We start from the raw sequence: 19,671 nt of genomic DNA, 5'->3' as shown, positions 1-19,671 counted from the left end.
GAGCGGGGGTGTTCCGGCACCCCCGCACGAAACCCTAAACGCCAGCGTTGGTCAGTCGGGCGAGTTGGTCGTCGGACAGTTGCACGCGCCACGACCCAACCAACTCCTCCAACTGCGCGACGCTGGTCGCACTGGCGATCGGGGCCGCGACACCCTCCTGCGCGGCCAGCCACGCCAGCGCCAGTTGCGCGAGCGTCGCACCGGTCTCCGCGGCTACCGCATCCATTGCAGCCAGAACCGCCGCACCTTTGCCCTCCAGCAACGTCGCCATGCCCGCGCCCCGGACGCTTTGCGACAGGTCCTGCATCGAGCGGTATTTTCCGGTCAGGAAGCCGGCGGCGAGGCCGTAATAGGGCGCGACGCCGATATTATGTTCGACGCATAAATTCTGAAGCTCGCCTTCATATTTATGCCGGCTGACGAGATTATATTCGGGTTGCAGGACGTGGAAGCGCGGCAACCCTTCTGCAATGGCGATATCGATCGCCGATTTCAGTCGCATCGCTCGGAAGTTCGACGCGCCGAGTGCCCGGATCTTGCCGGCATCGATCAACCGGCCGAATGCGGCCAGATACTCGGCCTGCGGCACCGCCTCGTCATCCTGATGCGCATAATAGAGGTCGATATGGTCGGTGCCGAGCCGTGCGAGCGACGCCTCCGCCGCTGCCGCGATGCGCGCCGGTGCCAGCTTTTCGATACCGTCGCCGGGCAGCATCCCGACCTTGGTCGCGAGCACCACGCGGTCGCGCTTGCCCGATTGCCGTAACCATTCGCCGATGATCGTCTCGGACTCCCCGCCGCGATGGCCGTCGACCCATGCCGAATAGACGTCGGCCGTATCGATCATCGTACCGCCCATGTCGACGAACGCGTCGAGAATACGGAAGCTTTCGGCGCGGTCGATCGTCCAGCCAAAGACGTTGCCGCCAAGGATCAGCGGCGGGGTGGCGAGTTCGGTCGCACCCAAATTGCGCAGCGGGACATCGGTCATCGTGGTTCCTTTTGTTGCGCCGTCAGCACATTGGCGTCGACACTGTTCGCATCCAGCATCGCCGCAGCATCGTTCAAAGCCGCCGCTTCGCTATCGGTGACTCCACCCGGCGCACTCGGCTCGTCGCCCGCGCTACAAGCGGCGAGTAGCAGGAGGGGTAGGACATAGGTCTGCCGCATCGATCGTCTTCCTACGAAAAAGGCCGCACCCCGTTGCGTCGGGGTACGGCCTTTTGATCCAGATAACCGTCTTCCGTCAGCGCTGGAGGTCGCGTCCGGCCCGTTCGAGGCTCTGGCCGGCTTCGCGCTGGGCGTTGTCGGTGGCCGCATCTGCCTTTGCAGCACCGCGATCGATGGCGGCACCGGCGCGATCGGCTGCGTTCTCGATCTTGTCGCCCGCGCGATCGGTGGCGTTCTCCGCTGCTCCCAGCGCACGCTCGCCAGCGGTCTGGACGTCGTTCACGGCCTCACCCATCGTGGCGTTCACGTCGGCGGCAACGGCATCGGCGGCCTCGCCGGTTTCGTTCTGGGTCTTTTGGCTGCAGGCTCCGATCGAGAGTGCGACGGCGGCGATTGGCAGCAGAAGAAGCTTTTTCATGGCGGTTTCCCTTCCGGTATGATCGCGGCCCAACGCGCCAGCAACGGTACGGTTTCATCTGCGCAACGATGACGCAAAGCAGCACGCGGTCGATTGACCCCATATAAAGATATCTTTATATGATGACTCATGGCATTCGCCCTCGATATCCTGCGCGCGGCAAGCGACGCGACCCGGCTGCGGGTGCTGACGCTGTTGCGATCGATGGAATTGTCGGTCGGCGAGTTGGCACAGGTGCTGGACCAGAGCCAGCCACGGGTCAGCCGGCACGTGAAAATCCTGTGCGATGCCGGTCTGGCGGTCCGCCGCAAGGAGGGTAGCTGGGTCTTCGTTGCACTCGGGACACAGACGGTCGTCGATCCGCTGCTGGCGGCGCTCGATGCGTGGATGCCGGCGGACGATGCCGCGACCGCAGACGATCGAGCCAGGTTGGCAGCGGTACGCGCCGATCGCACGGCCGCTGCCGCTTCGTGGTTCGAGGCACATGCCGGCGAATGGGATGCGATCCGGTCGCTGCATATCGCCGAGGAACAGGTCGAGGCGGCGATGATTGCGGCACTGGGTTCCGCACCGATCGGACTGTTGGTCGATATCGGTACCGGTACCGGACGGATGCTCGAACTGTTCGGGCCGCAGGCCGCACAGGCGATCGGGATCGACCGGTCTTCGGAAATGCTGCGGCTGGCGCGGGCGAAGCTGACCGAGCGCGGCATCGATCAGGCCGAGTTGCGGCAGGCGGATATTTACGCATTGCCGCTGGATACGGCGGTTGCCGACGCAGCGGTGCTGCATCACGTGCTGCATTTCGTACAGCATCCGGGCGCGGCGATCGAAGAAGCTGCCCGCGTCCTGCAACCGGGTGGCCGGCTGCTGATCTGCGATTTCGCGCCGCACGAGCGCGAGGAATTGCGGCAGCGCGATGCCCATGCGCGTCTGGGTTTCTCGGACGAACAGATGCTGGGCTGGTTCGCAGGTGCGGGCCTTGTCCCGGTATCGACTCGGACATTGGGCGGCGGCGAACTGACGGTGAAACTCTGGATGGCACGACGGACGTTCGACGTGCGCGAGGTGAAGGCAGCATGACTCCTACCATTTCCGACCTCGAAGAAGCGCGGCGCGCACTGGATGCACCGTTGTTCGCCGATCTGGCGGGCGACTGTGCGGTCAGCTTCGAATTTTTTCCGCCCAAGAGCGACAAGATGGAGGCAGCACTGTGGGAAACGGTGCGCGCACTCGAACCCCTCGCACCGAAATTCGTGTCGGTGACTTATGGTGCGGGTGGATCGACGCGCGAGCGGACCCACGCGACGGTCGCGCGCATCGCCCGCGAGACGTCGATGCCCGCCGCTGCCCATCTGACCTGTGTCGAGGCGAGCCGCGCCGAGATCGATCAGGTCGCCGAGGAATATTGGCAGGCGGGCGTGCGTCACATCGTCGCACTGCGCGGTGATCCGCCGACCATGGGGCAGAAGTTCGTCCCACATGCCGATGGCTATGCCAATGCCGCCGATCTGGTCGCCGGGTTGCAGAAGCTGCATCCCTTCGAGATTTCGGTCGCGGCCTATCCCGAATGCCATCCGGACTCGGAGCATCAACAGGCCGATCTCGACAATCTGAAGCGAAAGATCGACGCCGGCGCGACGCGGGCGATCACCCAGTTCTTCTTTACGCCCGAAGCGTTCTTCCGCTTCCGCGATGCTGCCGCTGCGGCGGGGATCAGCGCGGAGATCGTGCCGGGCATCCTGCCGGTGTCGAATGTGGGGCAGGTGCGAAAGTTCGCCGGGCTGTGCGGTGCGTCGATCCCGGCGTGGATGGACCGGCTGTTCGAAGGGTTGGACGATCATCCGGGCGCGCGGCAGCTGGTCGCGGCGACGGTCGCGGCGGAAATGTGCCGCAAGCTATATGCCGGCGGCGTGCGCGATTTCCACTTCTACACGCTCAACCGTGCCGAATTGTCCTACGCCATTTGTCATTTGCTGGGGCTGCGGCCGCGCGCGACGCCGGTCGCCGCGGCAGCCTGATCCGAAGGTTCGAAGGAAGACTCATGACCTCCGTTCGCGAACGCCTGAACGCCGAAGCCGCAAAACGCGTCCTCATCACCGACGGCGCGTTCGGCACCGAAATCCAGAACTGGAAATTGTCCGAGTCCGACTATGCCGGCAGCCTGACGCTGGGGCATGACCAGAAGGGCAACAACGACATTCTGGCGATCACCAAGCCGGAGGTGCCGGAGACGATCACCCGCGCCTATCTGGACGCCGGGTCGGATATCGTGTCGACCAACACCTTCAGCGCGAACCTGATCAGCCAGGCGGATTATGGTGCCGAGGCGCTGGTGGCCGATATCAACATCCAGAGCGCCCGGATCGCCCGGTCGTTGGCCGATGACTATGCCGCACGCGACGGCCGGCCGCGCTTCGTTGCCGGGGCGATCGGGCCGACCAACAAGACGCTGTCATTGTCGCCAGACGTGAACGATCCCGGCTACCGTGAGATCGATTTCGATCATCTGAAGAACGTCTATCGTGAACAGATCGATGCGCTTGTCAGCGGCGGGATCGATTTCGTGCTGATCGAGACAGTGTTCGATACGCTGAACGCCAAGGCCGGGGTGATGGCCGCGATCGAGGCAGGGCAGGCGCTGGGCCGCGATCTGCCGATCATGCTGTCGATGACGCTGACCGACCTGTCGGGGCGTAACCTGTCGGGCCATACGGTCGAGGCGTTCTGGCACGCGGTCCGCCATGCGAAGCCGGTGACGATCGGGCTGAACTGTTCGTTCGGTGCGGAACAGCTGCGCCCGCATGTGAAGACCCTGTCCGAGATCTGCGACACGCTGATCATGGTGTACCCCAATGCCGGGCTGCCCAACGAACTGGGTGCCTATGACGAGGCGCCGGTGACGACGGCGGCGTTGGTCGGCGACTGGGCCGATCATGGACAGGTCAATATCCTCGGCGGCTGCTGCGGATCGACGCCCGCCCATATCAAGGCGATGGCCGAGCGGGTGAGGGGCGTCGCGCCACGCCGGGTGCCGAAGGTGCCGGTACAGACGCGCCTCGCCGGGCTGGAACCGTTCACGATGGCGGCCTGAACCCGAAAGCCCTCTCTCCTTCAGGGGAGAGGGTTGGGAGGGGCAGTCCACCGTCCTCTCCAACTTCCCCTCTCCCCGGCCCTCTCCCCTGAAGGGGAGAGGGAGAAGAAAGTGCCATGACCAACGCTTCGACCAATTTCGTCAACATCGGCGAACGCACCAACGTGACTGGCTCCGCCCGCTTCAAGAAGCTGGTGATGGCGGGCGACTATGCCGCCGCGGTCGAGGTCGCGCTGCAACAGGTCGAGAGCGGGGCGCAGGTACTCGACGTCAACATGGACGAGGGGCTGCTCGACGCGCATCACGCGATGACGACCTTCCTGAAGCTCATTCAGGCCGAGCCGGACATCGCGCGCATCCCGGTGATGGTCGACAGTTCCAAATGGGACGTGATCGAGGCGGGGCTGAAGTGCGTAAGCGGCAAGCCGATCGTCAATTCGATCAGCATGAAGGAAGGCGAGGAAGCGTTCCTCCATCATGCGCGCATCTGCATGAACTATGGCGCGGCGGTCGTCGTGATGGCGTTCGACGAGGTCGGGCAGGCCGATACCCAGGCGCGCAAGGTCGAGATTTGTTCGCGCGCCTATGACCTGCTGATGGGGATCGGCTTTCCGCCCGAGGACATCATCTTCGACCCCAATATCTTCGCGGTGGCGACCGGGATCGAGGAGCACAACAACTACGGCGTCGACTTCATCAAGGCGTGCCGTGAGATCAAGGCGCGCTGCCCGCATTGCCATATCTCTGGCGGGCTATCGAACCTGTCGTTCAGCTTTCGCGGTAACGAGCCGGTGCGGCGGGCGATGCACTCGATCTTCCTCTACCACGCCATCCCGGCGGGCATGGACATGGGCATCGTCAATGCGGGCCAGCTCGACGTGTACGACACGATCGATGCCGAGCTCCGGACGGCGTGCGAGGACGTCATCCTCAACCGCGATCCCGGCGCGACCGATCGCCTGATCGCGCTGGCCGAGAAGTATAAGGGGACCGACGCCGTCGCGGAAAAGGCTGCTGCCGAATGGCGGTCGCTGCCGGTCGTGAAGCGGCTGGAATATGCGCTAGTCAAGGGCATCGACGCGCATGTCGTCGACGATACCGAGGAGTGCCGCCAGCAGTTTGCACGTCCGATCGAGGTGATCGAAGGGCCGCTGATGGACGGGATGAACGTCGTCGGCGACCTGTTCGGGTCGGGCAAGATGTTCCTGCCGCAGGTCGTGAAATCGGCGCGCGTCATGAAGAAGGCGGTCGCGCACCTGCTGCCGTTCATCGAGGCGGCGAAGGAGCCCGGTGCGAAGGGCAAGGGCAAGATCATCATGGCGACCGTTAAGGGCGACGTTCATGATATCGGCAAGAACATCGTCGGCGTCGTGCTGCAGTGCAACGGTTTCGACGTGGTCGATCTGGGTGTGATGGTGCCGTGGACCAGAATATTGGAGTCCGCCAACGAGAACGACGCCGACATGATCGGCCTGTCGGGGCTGATTACGCCGTCGCTGGACGAGATGGTCACCGTTGCCGAGGAGATGAAGCGGGCGGGCATGACCATGCCGCTGCTGATCGGCGGGGCGACCACGTCGAAGGTCCATACCGCGCTGCGTATTTCGCCGGCCTATGACGGGCCGATCGTCCATGTGCTCGATGCGAGCCGTGCGGTCGGTGTCGCGACGACGTTGGTCAGCGAGACCGGGCGCGACGCCTATGTCGAGCAGATCGCCGCGGATTACGAAGCGGTGCGGATCGCGCGGGCGGGCAAGGGGCAGAGCGAATTGACGCCGATCGCCGATGCGCGGACCAACGGTTTCAAGGCGGATTTCGCCCAGAAGCCGGGAGCGCCCGCGCAGCCCGGACGGCATGTGTTCGATGATTGGGATCTGGCGGATCTGCGCGACTATATCGACTGGACGCCGTTCTTCCGGGCATGGGAACTTGCGGGGAACTTCCCGGCGATCCTGACCGACGCGGTCGTGGGTGAAAGCGCGTCGTCGCTCTACGAAGATGCGCAGGCGATGCTCGACCAGATCATCGCCGAGAAATGGCTGACGGCGAAGGGGGTTGCAGCACTTTGGCATTGCCGCGCGCAGGGCGACGACGTGATCGTCGACGTGCCGGCGGAGCAGCTCGAACCGGCGCTGGAGGCCGGGCGGGTGTCGCCGCTGTCGGGGGTGCCGCACGATTTCGCGACGCCGCTGCAGAATAGCCATGCGACCCATGCGATCAGGATGCCGTTCCTGCGCCAGCAGGTGCAGAAGCGTGAGGGCCGGGCAAATATGTGCCTGACCGATTTCGTCGATCCGGCGGGGGACTGGATGGGCGGGTTCGCGGTCGGCATCCACGGGATCGACCCGCATATCGCGCGGTTCAAGGCCGAGAATGACGATTATCAGGACATCCTGCTGAAGGCGCTGGCCGACCGGTTTGCGGAAGCGTTTGCCGAGCGGCTGCACCATCACGTGCGCACCGTGTTGTGGGGCTATGCGCCCGACGAGCAGTTGACCAACGAGGCGATGATCCGCGAGCAGTATCGCGGCATCCGCCCGGCACCGGGCTATCCGGCCTGCCCCGACCATAGCCAGAAACCGATCCTGTTCGAGATGCTGGGTGCGACGCAAGCCACTGGAATCACGCTGACCGACAGCTTTGCCATGCTGCCGACGGCGGCGGTGTCGGGGTTCTATTTCGGGCACCCGGACAGCGCCTATTTCGGGGTGGCGCGGATCGGGCGGGATCAGTTGGCGGACTATGCCGCGCGGCGCGGGGTCAGCGTCGAGCAGGCGGAGCGGTGGCTGCGGCCCAATCTCGACTGAGCGCGACCAGCACCTGGGCGCGCAACCAGTCGCGGTCGGCGGGGCGGGCGAAGCTGTGGCTGGCCGAAGCGTGGTGGTGCACGGGGATGCGGGCGCGCAGGTCCGAAAGGTGGCGAAGGTGCCACGCATCGAGGAATGCGCGGGCGGTGTGATCGTCGGTCGCGAGCAGGATGTCGGTCGGGGTGCCGGAGGCCAGCCCCTCCGCGAAGCGGTTGGTCAGGCCGGTTGGGGTGCGGCGATCGGTGGCGAGGGTGACCAATCCGCGCGTCAGGAGGCCGAAGTTGACACGGCCGGTCAATAGTCGCCGCCATGCCGAGGGCGAAACCAGCCGCTGCGCATAGGTCGCGCGGATCGCGGCGGGGGGCGGCAGGTCGTTGGTCGGTTCGACGACCCACGGATTGGCGAGCAGCAGGCGGTCGATGCCGGCCGGTCCGTGGAACAGCGCGAGGGTTGTCGCCGCGTCGCAATTGCCGAACGCCACGATCCGTTTCGCGCAGGTCGCAGCACGCAGCCATGCGGTGGCGCACATCAGGTCCGGCGCGGCCGACAGGAATCCGCCATTGGTCCCGGTCGAATCGCCGATGCCGCGCCGGTCGTAGCGCAGCACCGGAAAGCCCGCCGCCGCCACCGCCGCCGCCAGCAGCGCCATGCCGCGATGCGCGCCGATCCGCAGTTCGTTGCCGCCCGAGACGATCAGCAGCGCGGTGTCCCCTTCGGCGGGATCGAGCGTCGCGGCGATGGTTTCGCCGGCACAGGGGATCGTCACCAGCCGACGCAAGCGCGGCTCCATGCGGCGAGGTCGTCGGCGAGGGCGGCGGCAAGGTCCGGGTCGTTGCCCGGTTCGCTCCTGCGCCACAGTGGTGCCGCGTCGATGCGAAGATCGGCCGGGCCGGGATCGGTGCCGAGCCGGACGGTTCGGAGCGGCTGGACGGTAGCAGGCGTCGCGGTTTCGAGTTCGGCGAGCAGCGTCGCCGACAGGCGGTTGCCGGCGACGTCGGCCATGTCGCCGTCGCGATCGATGCCGATGCGGGACAGTTCGCGGAGCAGCCGCTCGCCCGTTTGCGGGGCGAGGTGCCAGCGACCGGCGACGTCGGCGTCACGATCGAGCAACGCGCTGGCACGGATCGCGGCGGTGACGACCGGCCGGTCGGTTGCCTCGACCAGCGCGACGACGGCGCTGCGCCAGTCGGTCAGCGTGACCGCGTCGGTCGGGAGCAGGCTGTCGCCCTGTCCCGGCAGGTCGGGCAGCATCGCACCGATATCGCGGGCAGCGAGCGCGCGGAGCAGCCCGACCGCGAAGGTGCGGGTGCGGTTGGCTTCCTCGAACGGGGGCAGCAGCAGCAGGACGACCGGACCGGTAGCGGGACCGAAGCGCCAGAGCGCCTCGCTGCCACCGGGCCAGTCGTAGCGGTCGATCAAGCGGGGGCCTTGGCGCTCGCGAAGCGGACCAGCGCGCCGAAGGTTTCCATCGTTTCGCCGTCGATATCGTCGTCCTCGATCAGGATGCCGAGCCGGTCCTCCATCTCGGTCAGGACGCCGGCGACCGCCATCGAATCGAGTTCGGGCAGCGCGCCGAACAGCGGCGTCGCTTCGTCGAAGGCGGCGGCGCGTTCGGCGGACAGGCCCAGCACGTCGCGCAACACCGCGCGGACGGTTTCCTCGGTCGATGCTGAACCCTGTGCGATCACGTCGTTTCCCCTGTCGGCGATATGGTCGCCGGATCGCGGGTGTGTAAGGGTTGGGGCGCGGGATGCCAAGGTGGCGGGTTGGGGGGCGTTGCCGTCGTTCCTGCCTTGCGTTCGGCGGGCCCGCGCTTGTGGTCGTTGGAGCAAAAAAAGTCAGGTCGAGGGGGCCAGTCGCAGGGCGTTCTTCTGCTTGGCTCTGGACCCCCGCCTGCGCGGGGGCACGGCAGATGGGCGGGTCGTCCGAGGCGAGAGCGACATTCAGTTCGCTGGGCGCAGGAATAGTGTTCCATCCCCTTTCGTCACTCCCGCGCAGGCGGGAGTCCATATGTGCCAGCGTTGCGAATCCGGCCGAGACGTCAGTGTCTATGGATTCCCGCCTGCGCGGGAATGACGAACTTTCGTGGTGGTCGTCGAATGTCGATACGACCAGGCCGGTCGGACTTTGGGTCGGTCGGGTTGCTGCCTGACCTTTCGTACTTCGAAGTCCGCAGCGCCCCCGGTTCAATCCGTCCCGCAACTGGGCTAAGGCGCGGGGATGCCTGATCCGGTTCCGCAGACGATCGACCGCTTGCCGTTGCGCGGGGACGCTGATGCCGCGGCGTTGATCGACCGTGAGGGCGTAGTGACGTTTGCCGAACTCGAAACGCTGGTCGCGCGGGTCGCCGGTGGGTTGCGGAGTTTGCCCGCCGGCGCGCGGGTGGCGACGTGGTTGCCCAAGACGCGGCTGGCGTGCGTCATGCCGCTGGCGGCGGCGCGGGCGGGGCTGGTGCATGTGCCGGTCAATCCCGCGCTCAAGCGGGCGCAGGTCGCGCATATTCTGGCCGATAGCGGGGCGTCGCTGCTGGTGACGCAGGCCGCGCGGCTTGTGGCGTTGGCCGCGGGGGATGTGCCCGCGGGATGTGCGGTCGCGACCGACATGCCCGACATGCCCGATGGCGCGCCGATGGCCGCGAGCGACGGCGATCCGGCGGCGCTGGTGGCGATCCTCTATACCTCGGGGTCGACCGGGCGGCCCAAGGGGGTGATGCTGAGCCATGCCAATTTGTGGCTGGGGGCAGTTTCGGTCGCGCACTATCTGGCGCTGACGCCCGACGACCGGGTGCTGGCGGTGCTGCCGCTGAGTTTCGATTATGGGCAGAACCAGTTGTTGTCGAGCTGGGCTGCGGGGGCTGCGGCGGTGCCGCTGGATTACCTGACCGCGCGCGACGTGGTGAAGGCGGTCGACCGGTTCGCGGCGACGACGCTGGCCGGCGTGCCGCCGTTGTGGACACAGTTGCTGGAGGCGGAGTGGCCGGCGGGGACGGCGGCGCGGCTCAAGCGGCTGACCAATTCGGGCGGGGCACTGACGCCGCGGATGGTGCGGGGGTTGCGCGAGCGGTTCGCGGGTGCCGATGTGGTTGCGATGTATGGGCTGACCGAGGCGTTCCGGTCGACCTGGCTGGACCCGGCGTTGATCGATGCGAACCCCGATGCGATGGGTCGGGCGATCCCGTTTGCCGAGGTGGCGGTCGTGCGCGCCGATGGCAGCCGGGCCGGGCCGGACGAGCCGGGCGAACTGGTCCATGCCGGGCCGCTGGTCGCGCAAGGGTATTGGCAGGATGCCGAGCGGACCGCGCTCCGGTTCCGGCCGGCACCGGCGTGGATGGCGAGCGGCGGCATGGCGGTATGGTCGGGCGATACGGTGGCGGAAGGGGCGGACGGATTGCTGCGCTTCGTGGGACGCGATGACGAGATGATGAAGGTGGCGGGCAACCGGATCAGCCCGACCGAGGTCGAGGAAGCGGTCGAGGCCGGCGGCGAGGTGGCCGAGGCGGTCGCGGTCGGGCTGCCCGATCCACGGCAAGGGCAGGCGATCGTCGTCGTCGCGCGGGCGGCGGTCGAGGGTGCGGAGGCGGCGGTGCGTGCGCGACTACGGCGCGACCTGCCGAGTTTCCAGCAGCCGGCGCATTATGTCTGGGTCGAGGCGATGCCGCGCAACGCCAATGGCAAGCTCGACCGGGTGGCGGTGCGGGCATTGGCGCATGGCGCAGTGGCATGAAGCCGATCGGGCCAATCCCGGCGGGCTTTGCCGGGCAGTCGCGGTTGAGCGTAGGTGGGGTCGATTTCGCCGAGTTGCTGGCGCGTGCCGGGGATACGCCGGCGTTCGTGTATGACGGCGGGGCAATTGCGGCGCGGGTGGCACGGTTGCGGGCGGCGCTGCCCGACGGGGTCGGGGTGCATTATGCGATCAAGGCCAATCCGCACCGCGACCTGCTGGCGATGATCGCGCCGCTGGTCGACGGGCTCGACGTGGCGTCGGGCGGCGAACTGGCGATGGCGCTGAACGAAAAGCCGGCGACGGCGATCAGCTTTGCCGGGCCGGGCAAGCGCGACGATGAACTGACGGCGGCGATCGGGGCCGGCGCAACGCTGCATGTCGAATCGGAGGGTGAAGCCGACCGGGCGCTGGCGATTGGCGATCGGCTGGGCATTCGTCCCCGGATCGCGGTGCGGGTGAACCCTGATTTCGAACTGCGCGGATCGGGGATGCGGATGGGCGGGCGCGCCTCTCCGTTCGGGATCGATGCGGCGCGGGTGCCGGCGCTGGTGCGGCGGCTGGTGGCGGTCGGTGCGGACTGGCATGGGTTCCATATCTTTGCCGGGTCGCAGACGCTCGACAGTGCGGCGATCATCGAGGCGCAGGCGGCGACGGTGACGCTGGCCGAGCGGCTGGCGGAGGAAGCGGGGGCGGTGCCGGCGTCCGTCAATCTGGGCGGCGGGTTCGGCATCCCCTATTTCGCGGGCGACCGGCCGGTCGATGTCGAGAGCGTAGGTGCCGCGCTGGGTGAGCGGCTGGCCGCGCGCGGTGCGGTGCTGCGCGAGACCGGCTTTGCGGTCGAACTGGGCCGCTGGCTGGTGGGCGAGGCGGGAGTGTATTGTACGCGCGTGCTCGACGTGAAGGTCAGCGGCGGCGAGACGTTCGTGGTGGTCGATGGCGGGCTGCATCATCAATTGGCGGCGAGCGGCAATTTCGGGACGGTGGTGCGCCGCAACTATCCGGTGGCGGTGGCCGAGCGGATCGATGCCGAACCGACGACGACGGCGTCGGTGGTCGGATGCCTGTGCACCCCACTCGACCGGCTGGCGGACCGGGTGGCGCTGCCGCAGGTGGCGGTCGGCGATACGATCGTGCTGTTTCAGGCGGGGGCGTATGGCGCGACGGCCAGTCCGGCGGCGTTTCTGGGGCATCCGCCGGCGCGCGAATTGCTGGTTCGGGAACCGTCATGATCCGGCGATTGTCGCAAAATGGGACAGGGTCGACGCTTGTTGCTGTACTCAACCGGATATTTACCCCTTGGCCGGCATAGCGGGCTACAGTCCTGCGCGGTCGTGGCCGTGCGCGTTCGAACGAGGAAGTTTTATGCGTCCAAAGGGTGGAGTTGCCGGGGTGGCGCTGTGCGCGGTGCTGGGCGGATGCGCCGGCGGCGCGACGCGACCCGAACTGCCGCCCGCGCCGTTCGTGCAGGCAAAGGAGGCACCGGGTGAGGCCTATGTCATCGGGCCGCTCGACCAGCTGAGCATCTTCGTGTGGCGCAATCCCGAATTGTCGGCGAAGGTGCAGGTGCGTCCCGATGGGCGGATCACCACGCCGCTGATCAACGACATGCCCGCCACCGGCAAGACCCCGGCGATGCTGGCCGACGACCTGAAGCTGGCGCTGGGCGAATATGTGAAGGACCCGCTGGTATCGGTCATCGTAGAGAATTTCTCGGGCACGTTCAGCCAGCAGGTGCGGGTGGTGGGCGCGACCGAAAAGCCCGCTTCGCTGCCGTACCGCGCGAACATGACGCTGCTCGACGCGATGATCGCGGTCGGCGGGCTGAACCAATATGCGTCGGGCAACCGGGCGCGGCTGGTCCGCTATGACCGGACGACCGGCAAGCAGCAGGAATTCGGGCTGCGCATTTCCAGCCTGTTGAAGAACGGCGATTCGAGCGCGAACGTCAAATTGCAGCCCGGCGACGTCATCATCATTCCCGAAAGCATGTTCTGAGATGGACGGGCTGTATGGGGAACTGAAACTGATCGTCCATGCGATCTGGCAGCGGCGCTGGATCGCGCTGGGCATCGCGTGGGTGGTGTGTCTGGGCGGGTGGCTGGTCGTCAGCCAGATCTCCAACAGCTATCAATCGACCGCGCGGGTGATGGTCGAGATGCGGCAGGTGCTGCCCGGTGCCGAGGCGGCGGTGGCGCAGAATGCGCAGTCCAACAACATCGACCGGATCCGCCAGACGCTGACGTCGGCGGTGAACCTCGAAAAGGTCGTGCGCGGCACGTCGATGGCGGAGACGATCGCCAACGACCGCGACGTGGCGGACCGGGTGGCGTCGTTGCAGAACGCGATCAAGCTGACCGCGCAGCAGGACAATCTGTTCGAGATTTCGGCGACGTCGGGCAATCCCAAGCTGGCGCGCGAGATCGTGCAGAAGATGATCGACATCTTCGTCGAGGACAATCTGGCGAGCGACCGCGATGCGACGGTGCAGTCGCTCCGCTTCCTCGACCAGCAGCTGGCGCAGCGGCAGACGCAACTGGCCGATGCCGAGGCGCGGCGGCAGGCGTTTCAGGCGCAATATATGGCGATGCTGCCGGGGACGGGCTCGCTCGACGATCGTATGTCGAATGCGCGGTCGGAACTGGCGCAGATCGATGGCGATCTGGCGGCGGCGCAGTCGAGCCTGTCGGCGGCGAACGCGCAGATGGCGGGCACGGCGGCGACGCTGCCGGGCACCGCGGGGACGGCGATGGTCGGGCCGGCACGCGCACGGCTGAACGCGATCGAAGGGCAGATCGCCGAGGGACGCAGCCGGGGCTGGACCGACGCGCACCCCGACATGGTGGCGCTGAACCGGCAGCTGGCGGCGGCACGGGCGGCGGCGCGCGGCGAGGGCGGTGGCGTCAGCGGCGGGACGGCGGCGTCGCCCAATCCCTTCTATCTGCAATTGCGTGCGGCGCAGGCCGACCGGCAGGCGACGGTTGCCGAACTGACCCAGCGCAAGCAGCAGATCGAGGGCCAGCTGAACGGATTGCAGGCGAAGATCGCCGCCGATCCGCAGGCGGCCGCGCAGCAGTCGCAGCTCGACCGCGACATCGCTTCGCTGAAACAGCAATATGACTCGTTGTTCCAGGATCGCGAACAGGTGCGTATCCAGAGCAGCGTGCAGACCGATACCGATGCGGTGAAATTCAGCGTGATCGACCCGCCGACCCAGCCCCGCGCACCCACCGCGCCCAACCGGCCGCTGCTGCTGATGGGCGTGCTGGTCGTCGGGATCGGCGCGGGGCTGGGGGCGGCGTTCGCGCTCAGCCGGTTGAAGACCAGCTTCGCCACGGCGGCGCGGCTGGAAAAGATCAGCGGAATGCCGGTGCTAGGCGCGATCGGCGAGGTCGTGACCGAGACGGTACGCGCCGAGCGGCAGCGGCGGTTGAAGCTGTTCGCGGGCGGGGCGGGGGCACTGCTCGCCGCGTTCTTGCTGTTGCTGGGCCTAGAGTTCGCACAGCGCGGGCTGGTGGCCTGAAGGGAGGACGGCCAAGTGAACGATCAGTCGCACCGTGGCCTGCGTGGCGCATCCCTGCTCGAGCGGGCGGCGGACCGTTGGCGGCTGGAGCCGGTAGCCGGCCTGCCGCCGGTGGCCGAACCGGCCGTGCCGGAAACCGCACCGGCGGGACAGCCGATGCCCGAAGCGCGCGTTCCCGCGATCGATCCCGCGCGGATCGATCGCGATGCGCTGGCGGCCGGCGGCATGCTGGTGCCCGGCGGGCCGGTGACCGCGCTGGCCGAGGAATTCCGGCTGGTGAAGCGCCAGTTGCTGGCGACCGGTGCCGATGTCGCCAAGCGCGACGAGGATGCGGCGCGCATGATCCTGATCTGTTCGGCGCAACCGGGCGACGGCAAGACGTTCTGCGCGATCAACCTTGCGCTGTCGCTGGCGGCGGAGCGTGACCTGAACGTCCTGCTGGTCGATGCCGACGTCAACAAGCCCGACATTCTCGACCGGTTGGGGATGACGGCCGAACGCGGACTGCTCGACGCGCTGGGCGATGCGAGCATCGATGCCGAGGCGCTGGTGATCCCCACCGACGTGCCGCAGCTGTCGATCCTGCCGGCGGGGACACGGACCCATGCCGATACCGAATTGCTGCGCAGCGACCGGGCGCGCGCGGTGCTCGATACGTTGCTGGCGGCCGATCCCGATCGCATCATCCTGTTCGATTCGCCGCCGGCGCTGGCGGCATCGCCGGCAGCGGTGCTGGCGACGCTGGTCGGGCAGACGGTGCTGGTGGTGCGCGCCGATCGCAGCAGCGAAGCCGACCTGCGCGAGGCGGTCGCGCTGCTCGACGGGTGCGACGAGATCCAGCTGCTGCTGAACGCGACGACCTATCGCGCCGACGGGCCGCGCTTCGGCTATTACGGGCAGGAACAGGATTGATGCATCGCGTGGCCCTGCCGGTGCTGATCGCGACCGCCGTGCCGGCACAGGCGCAGCGCGTCGATGTCAGCCCCTATATCGAAGTCGGGCAGGCGGTCGCCGCCGACCTGACCGACGGCGACGTCGTCACCTATACGCAGGTGACTGCCGGGGTCGATGCGCAGGTCACGACGCAGCGCGTGCAGGTACAGGCCAATTACCAGTATCAGCGGATTTTTGATTGGGGCAGCGGCTTTGGCGGCGGTGAAATCCATTCGGGGCTGGCGCGCGCCAATGTCGCGATCACGCGCTGGCTGAACTTGGAGGGCGGCGTGATCGCGACGCGGGCGCGGGGCGACCAGCGCGGCGGCGGTTTCGGACCGTTCGTCAACGCCAGCAACGTCAATACCGCACAGGTCTATGGCCTGTATGCCGGCCCGACGATCGCGACGCGGGTCGGACCGTTCGCGGTCAACGGCACGTACCAGTTCGGCTATGTGAAGGCCGAGGCACCCGGCGCGATCGATCTGGCCCCCGGACAACGGCGGGTCGATTATTTCGACGAGGCGACCAGCCATCTGGTGATGGGGAGCGCGGGCACGCGCGCGGGCACGATCCTGCCGATCGGCCTGACCGTGTCGGGTGCGTGGCTGCGCGAGGATGCCGGGCAACTCGACCAGAAATTCGAAGGCACCTATGGCCGGATCGATGCGGTGCTGCCGATCACGCGCACCCTCGCCGCGGTCGGCGGGGTCGGTTATGAAAAGATCGAGGTGACGCAGCGCGATCCGCTGATCGATGCGCAGGGTCGACCGGTACTCGACGGGGCGGGGCGGTTCGTGACCGATCCGGCGTCCGATCCGCGCATCGCCTATGATATCGATGGGCTGATCTGGGACGCGGGCGTGTTGTGGCGGCCGTCGCCGCGCACCGCACTGGAGGCGCGGCTGGGGCGGCGCTATGGTTCGATGAGCTATACCGCATCGCTGCAATGGCAGACCGGACCGGGCGCGGCGGTGCAGGTCGGGGTCTATGACAGCGTCACCACCTTCGGCCGGCAGCTGACCGGATCGCTGGCGCAACTGCCGATCAACTATATCGACGGGCAGGACCCGTTCGGCGCGCGCTATGGCGGGTGCGTGTTCGGTGGCGGGGTGACGCCCGAGGGACAGTCGAACGCGGGCGCGTGCCTGACGCCGGTGTTCCAGTCGATCAGCGCGGCGACGTTCCGCGCGCGCGGGATCGATGCGGTCTATTCGATTACGCGCGGGCCGACGCGGCTGGGGCTGGGTGCGGGCTATGCCAGCCGGCGCTTCTATATCCCGCCGGTGCCGGGGGCGGTCGTCTATTCGTCGCGCGACGAAAGCTATTATGTGCAGGGCTTTGGCCAATGGGCGATCGACGGCCGGTCGTCGTTCAGCGTCGATGTGTACGGCAACTATTTCACCAGCGGGATCGAAGGCGGTCTCGACGCATGGGGCGGCGGGGCGCAGGGCGGCTATTACCGGCGGTTCGGGCGGGCCTATGGCAGTTTGACGGCCGGGCTGTACGGCTTCGACGTCGAGGGGGCCGACGCCGATGTGATCGCGCAGGCGCTGCTGGGAGTCGGGTACCGGTTCTAGGGGCGATCGATCTTCAGCTGTCAGGCCAGCGAACTGCTGCCCTCCCTGACAAGGGAGGGGCTGGGGGTGGGTCGGTCTGGGGCTGGAGAGTCCGCTCCCTCGCGGGCCAACCCACCCCCGACCCCTCCCTTGTCAGGGAGGGGAGAAGTCGACACCCTACTGAATGTCGATCGCCCTCGGATGAAGTGATAGCGCCTCGCGCTTCCCCGCACTTCGCGTCCTTCCTGCGCAGGCGGGAATCGTTATCCGCGGACGGTCGTCCGGATTCGGCGACGCCGCGTCGATTGACCGCCGCCTTCGCGGAGGTGACGAGAGAATATCATGCCATCGTCAGCGGCTTGCCGCACGGTCGTGACCTGCACATAGGTCGCGGCGCGAAATTTTAAGAAGAATAAACCGATCGGGGGTTATACAGCTCCCAACGGAGATGCTGATGTACGACGATCACTATGGCCTGACCGGTCGCCCGTTCCAGCTGACGCCCGACCCGGCGTTCTGGTTCGATACCGCGACGCATCGCAAGGCGATGGCGTATCTCGGCTATGGGCTGAGCCAGGGCGAGGGCTTCATCGTCATCACCGGCGATCCGGGTACCGGCAAGACGACGCTGCTCGGCCATTTGATGCGGACGATCGATGCCGCGCGACTGAACGTCATCCGGATCGTGACGACGCAGATCGAGGCGGACGACCTGTTGCGGCTGGTCGCGTCGGGGCTGGACGTCGATCCCGCCGGGCTGACCAAGGCGCAGTTGCTGGGCGGGATCGAACGCGGGCTGCACAATGTCGCGCGGTCGGGCCGGCGGACGCTGCTGGTGATCGACGAGGCGCAGTCGCTGCCGGTCGGGTCGATCGAAGAATTGCGGATGCTGTCGAATTTCCAAGCGGGCGGCTATGCGCTGTTGCAGATCTTCCTGCTCGGCCAGCCCGAATTCCGGCAGCGGCTGCACGGGTCGGACCGGCTGGAGCAGCTGCGTCAGCGGGTGATCGCGATGCATCACCTCGACCCGATGGAGGTCGAGGAAGTCGGACCGTATCTGGAACACCGGTTGCGGGTGGTCGGATGGACCGGCAGCCCGAGTTTCTCGCCCGATGCACTGGAGTCGCTGCACCGCTGGTCGGGGGGGATTCCGCGGCGGTTGAACCAGTTGGCCAGCCGGGTGCTGCTGTTCGGCGCGATCGAGGGGATCGACCGGTTCGGCGCGCTCGACGTCGAGAACGTCATTTCCGATCTCGACCGCGACGGGCTGGGCAGCCGGGCGGGGGATGCCGAGGCCGAGGAACCGGCGTCGTTCGCCGACGCCGATCCGCGCCCGATGACCCCGCCGCCGCCGCCGATGCCGCCGCGCCCGATCCATTTGTCGGTGGTCGAGAGTGGTCAGCGCCCGCCGGCACCGGTTGCCGATACCGAGGCGTTGCTGGCGCGGATCGAGTCGCTCGAAGCACGGCTGGAGCAGCAGGATCTGGCGCTGCGCCGGGTGCTGACGCTGCTGGTCGACTGGGTCGAGGGCGAACAGCGCCGGCCCGACCTGACGTCCGTCCGCGTCGTGGGCTGAGTCACCCCGATGCGCAACGCGATGTCGGTCGACGTCGAGGACTGGTTTCAGGTCGGCGCGTTCGAAACGGTCATCGACCGGCGCGACTGGGACGCGCTGGAACACCGGGTCGAGGCGAATACCGACGCGGTGCTCGACCTGTTCGCCGCCGCCGGGGTGACGGCGACGTTCTTCACGCTCGGCTGGGTGGCGGAGCGGTTCCCGGCGCTGATGCAGCGGATCGTGGGCGGCGGGCATGAACTGGCGAGCCATGGGTGGGACCATCGGCGGGTGTTCACGATGACGGCGGCGCAGTTTCGCGACGATCTGGCGCGGGCGCGGACGGTATTGGAGGATGCCGGCGGACAGCCGGTGACCGGCTATCGCGCGCCGAGTTTTTCGATCGATGCCCGCACCCCATGGGCGCATGGCGTGCTGGCCGATGCCGGCTATCACTATTCCTCGTCGGTCGCGCCGCTGGCCCATGACCATTATGGCTGGGCCGGTGCGCCGCGCGGGCTGTACCGGCCGGTTACCGGCAATGCGCTGGTCGAATGGCCGATCACGCTGGCGAGGGTGCTGGGTCGCGATGTGTCGGCGGGGGGCGGATTTTTCCGGTTGCTGCCGAACCGGGTCGTCGAGGATGCGGTGGTGCGCAGCAACCGGGCGGACGCACATCCGGCAATGTTCTATTTCCATCCATGGGAGATCGATCCCGGCCAGCCGCGCGTGGCGAACGCGCCGTTCCGGTCGAAGCTGCGCCATTATTCGCGGCTTTCGGCGATGGCGGGGAAGCTGGAGCGGTTGATGGCGCGGCATGAGTGGGGCCGGGCCGATGCGATCGTCGCCGAGCGTGCGGTCGCGCTGTGAGCCTGCGCGTTCGGCGGGCGGA

Annotated in this window: 18 protein-coding genes; 12 read left to right on the top strand and 6 right to left on the bottom strand. The window is 67.3% G+C overall.

All coding sequences use genetic code 11. The annotated features are described in order from the left end of the window. Positions 1 to 34: 34 nt before the first annotated feature. The 3 genes from ASE50_RS05205 to ASE50_RS05200 form a co-directional block, all read right to left on the bottom strand. Positions 35 to 991, bottom strand: coding sequence for an aldo/keto reductase (locus ASE50_RS05205; RefSeq protein WP_056396627.1), 957 nt, complete (start codon positions 989 to 991; stop codon positions 35 to 37). After that, the gene (locus ASE50_RS18470) at positions 988 to 1,170 is read right to left on the bottom strand and encodes a hypothetical protein (RefSeq protein ID WP_156347302.1); all 183 of its coding nucleotides are present in this window, start codon (positions 1,168 to 1,170) and stop codon (positions 988 to 990) included. The genes ASE50_RS05205 and ASE50_RS18470 overlap by 4 nt, the downstream gene beginning before the upstream one ends. A gap of 76 nt (positions 1,171 to 1,246) precedes the next feature. Beyond that, entirely contained in the window at positions 1,247 to 1,588 is a 342-nt protein-coding gene (locus ASE50_RS05200) for a hypothetical protein (protein WP_082438809.1), read from the bottom strand. A gap of 129 nt (positions 1,589 to 1,717) precedes the next feature. Between ASE50_RS05200 and ASE50_RS05195 the strand changes: the two genes are divergently transcribed. The 4 genes from ASE50_RS05195 (at position 1,718) to metH (ending at position 7,489) form a co-directional block, all read left to right on the top strand. Further along, a complete protein-coding gene (locus ASE50_RS05195) occupies positions 1,718 to 2,671 on the top strand; it encodes an ArsR/SmtB family transcription factor (RefSeq protein WP_056396624.1) in 954 nt (317 codons plus the stop codon). Next, positions 2,668 to 3,609 (top strand): methylenetetrahydrofolate reductase, encoded by a 942-nt coding sequence (gene metF, locus ASE50_RS05190; protein WP_056396622.1) that lies wholly within the window; start codon positions 2,668 to 2,670, stop codon positions 3,607 to 3,609. The genes ASE50_RS05195 and metF overlap by 4 nt, the downstream gene beginning before the upstream one ends. Before the next feature lie 23 nt (positions 3,610 to 3,632). Continuing rightward, on the top strand, positions 3,633 to 4,682 hold the full coding sequence (locus ASE50_RS05185; RefSeq protein WP_056396617.1) for a homocysteine S-methyltransferase family protein: 1,050 nt from the start codon (positions 3,633 to 3,635) through the stop codon (positions 4,680 to 4,682). A 116-nt stretch (positions 4,683 to 4,798) separates the two neighbouring features. Then, positions 4,799 to 7,489: a methionine synthase gene (gene metH, locus ASE50_RS05180; RefSeq protein ID WP_056396615.1), complete on the top strand. Its 2,691-nt coding sequence runs from the start codon at positions 4,799 to 4,801 to the stop codon at positions 7,487 to 7,489. Here metH and ASE50_RS05175 read toward each other — a convergent pair. From ASE50_RS05175 to ASE50_RS05165, 3 genes are read right to left on the bottom strand one after another with little or no spacing between them, the layout of a single operon-like run. Beyond that, positions 7,443 to 8,267: a hydrolase 1, exosortase A system-associated gene (locus tag ASE50_RS05175; protein ID WP_056396809.1), complete on the bottom strand. Its 825-nt coding sequence runs from the start codon at positions 8,265 to 8,267 to the stop codon at positions 7,443 to 7,445. The genes metH and ASE50_RS05175 overlap by 47 nt on opposite strands. Beyond that, the gene (locus ASE50_RS05170) at positions 8,252 to 8,908 is read right to left on the bottom strand and encodes a hypothetical protein (protein ID WP_056396612.1); all 657 of its coding nucleotides are present in this window, start codon (positions 8,906 to 8,908) and stop codon (positions 8,252 to 8,254) included. The genes ASE50_RS05175 and ASE50_RS05170 overlap by 16 nt, the downstream gene beginning before the upstream one ends. Beyond that, a complete protein-coding gene (locus tag ASE50_RS05165) occupies positions 8,905 to 9,177 on the bottom strand; it encodes an acyl carrier protein (RefSeq protein WP_056396609.1) in 273 nt (90 codons plus the stop codon). Before ASE50_RS05165 ends, ASE50_RS05170 begins: the two co-directional genes overlap by 4 nt. A 532-nt stretch (positions 9,178 to 9,709) precedes the next feature. On the opposite strand from ASE50_RS05165, the gene ASE50_RS05160 reads away from it, so the two are divergent. The 8 genes from ASE50_RS05160 to ASE50_RS05125 all read left to right on the top strand — a co-directional run bounded on the left by ASE50_RS05160 (position 9,710) and on the right by ASE50_RS05125 (position 19,649). Further along, positions 9,710 to 11,212: an AMP-binding protein gene (locus ASE50_RS05160; protein ID WP_056396606.1), complete on the top strand. Its 1,503-nt coding sequence runs from the start codon at positions 9,710 to 9,712 to the stop codon at positions 11,210 to 11,212. Continuing rightward, positions 11,209 to 12,441, top strand: coding sequence for a pyridoxal-dependent decarboxylase, exosortase A system-associated (locus tag ASE50_RS05155; RefSeq protein WP_056396603.1), 1,233 nt, complete (start codon positions 11,209 to 11,211; stop codon positions 12,439 to 12,441). Before ASE50_RS05160 ends, ASE50_RS05155 begins: the two co-directional genes overlap by 4 nt. 133 nt (positions 12,442 to 12,574) lie before the next feature. After that, entirely contained in the window at positions 12,575 to 13,207 is a 633-nt protein-coding gene (locus ASE50_RS05150; RefSeq protein WP_056396601.1) for an XrtA/PEP-CTERM system exopolysaccharide export protein, read from the top strand. 1 nt (position 13,208) lies between these two features. After that, positions 13,209 to 14,732: an XrtA system polysaccharide chain length determinant gene (locus ASE50_RS05145; RefSeq protein WP_056396598.1), complete on the top strand. Its 1,524-nt coding sequence runs from the start codon at positions 13,209 to 13,211 to the stop codon at positions 14,730 to 14,732. Between the two features lie 15 nt (positions 14,733 to 14,747). Beyond that, positions 14,748 to 15,644 carry an AAA family ATPase gene (locus ASE50_RS05140; RefSeq protein ID WP_056396594.1) on the top strand — a complete coding sequence of 299 codons (897 nt, stop codon included), beginning with the start codon at positions 14,748 to 14,750 and terminating at the stop codon, positions 15,642 to 15,644. After that, positions 15,644 to 17,245, top strand: coding sequence for a hypothetical protein (locus tag ASE50_RS05135; protein ID WP_056396591.1), 1,602 nt, complete (start codon positions 15,644 to 15,646; stop codon positions 17,243 to 17,245). Before ASE50_RS05140 ends, ASE50_RS05135 begins: the two co-directional genes overlap by 1 nt. Before the next feature lie 433 nt (positions 17,246 to 17,678). Continuing rightward, entirely contained in the window at positions 17,679 to 18,800 is a 1,122-nt protein-coding gene (locus tag ASE50_RS05130) for an ExeA family protein (RefSeq protein ID WP_056396808.1), read from the top strand. 9 nt (positions 18,801 to 18,809) lie between these two features. Next, positions 18,810 to 19,649: an XrtA system polysaccharide deacetylase gene (locus tag ASE50_RS05125; protein ID WP_056396588.1), complete on the top strand. Its 840-nt coding sequence runs from the start codon at positions 18,810 to 18,812 to the stop codon at positions 19,647 to 19,649. Positions 19,650 to 19,671 lie beyond the last annotated feature (22 nt).

The organism is Sphingomonas sp. Leaf5 (assembly GCF_001421155.1).
In the GTDB taxonomy this organism is placed as follows: Bacteria; Pseudomonadota; Alphaproteobacteria; order Sphingomonadales; family Sphingomonadaceae; genus Sphingomonas.
This window is presented reverse-complemented; position numbering and strand designations above follow the sequence as displayed.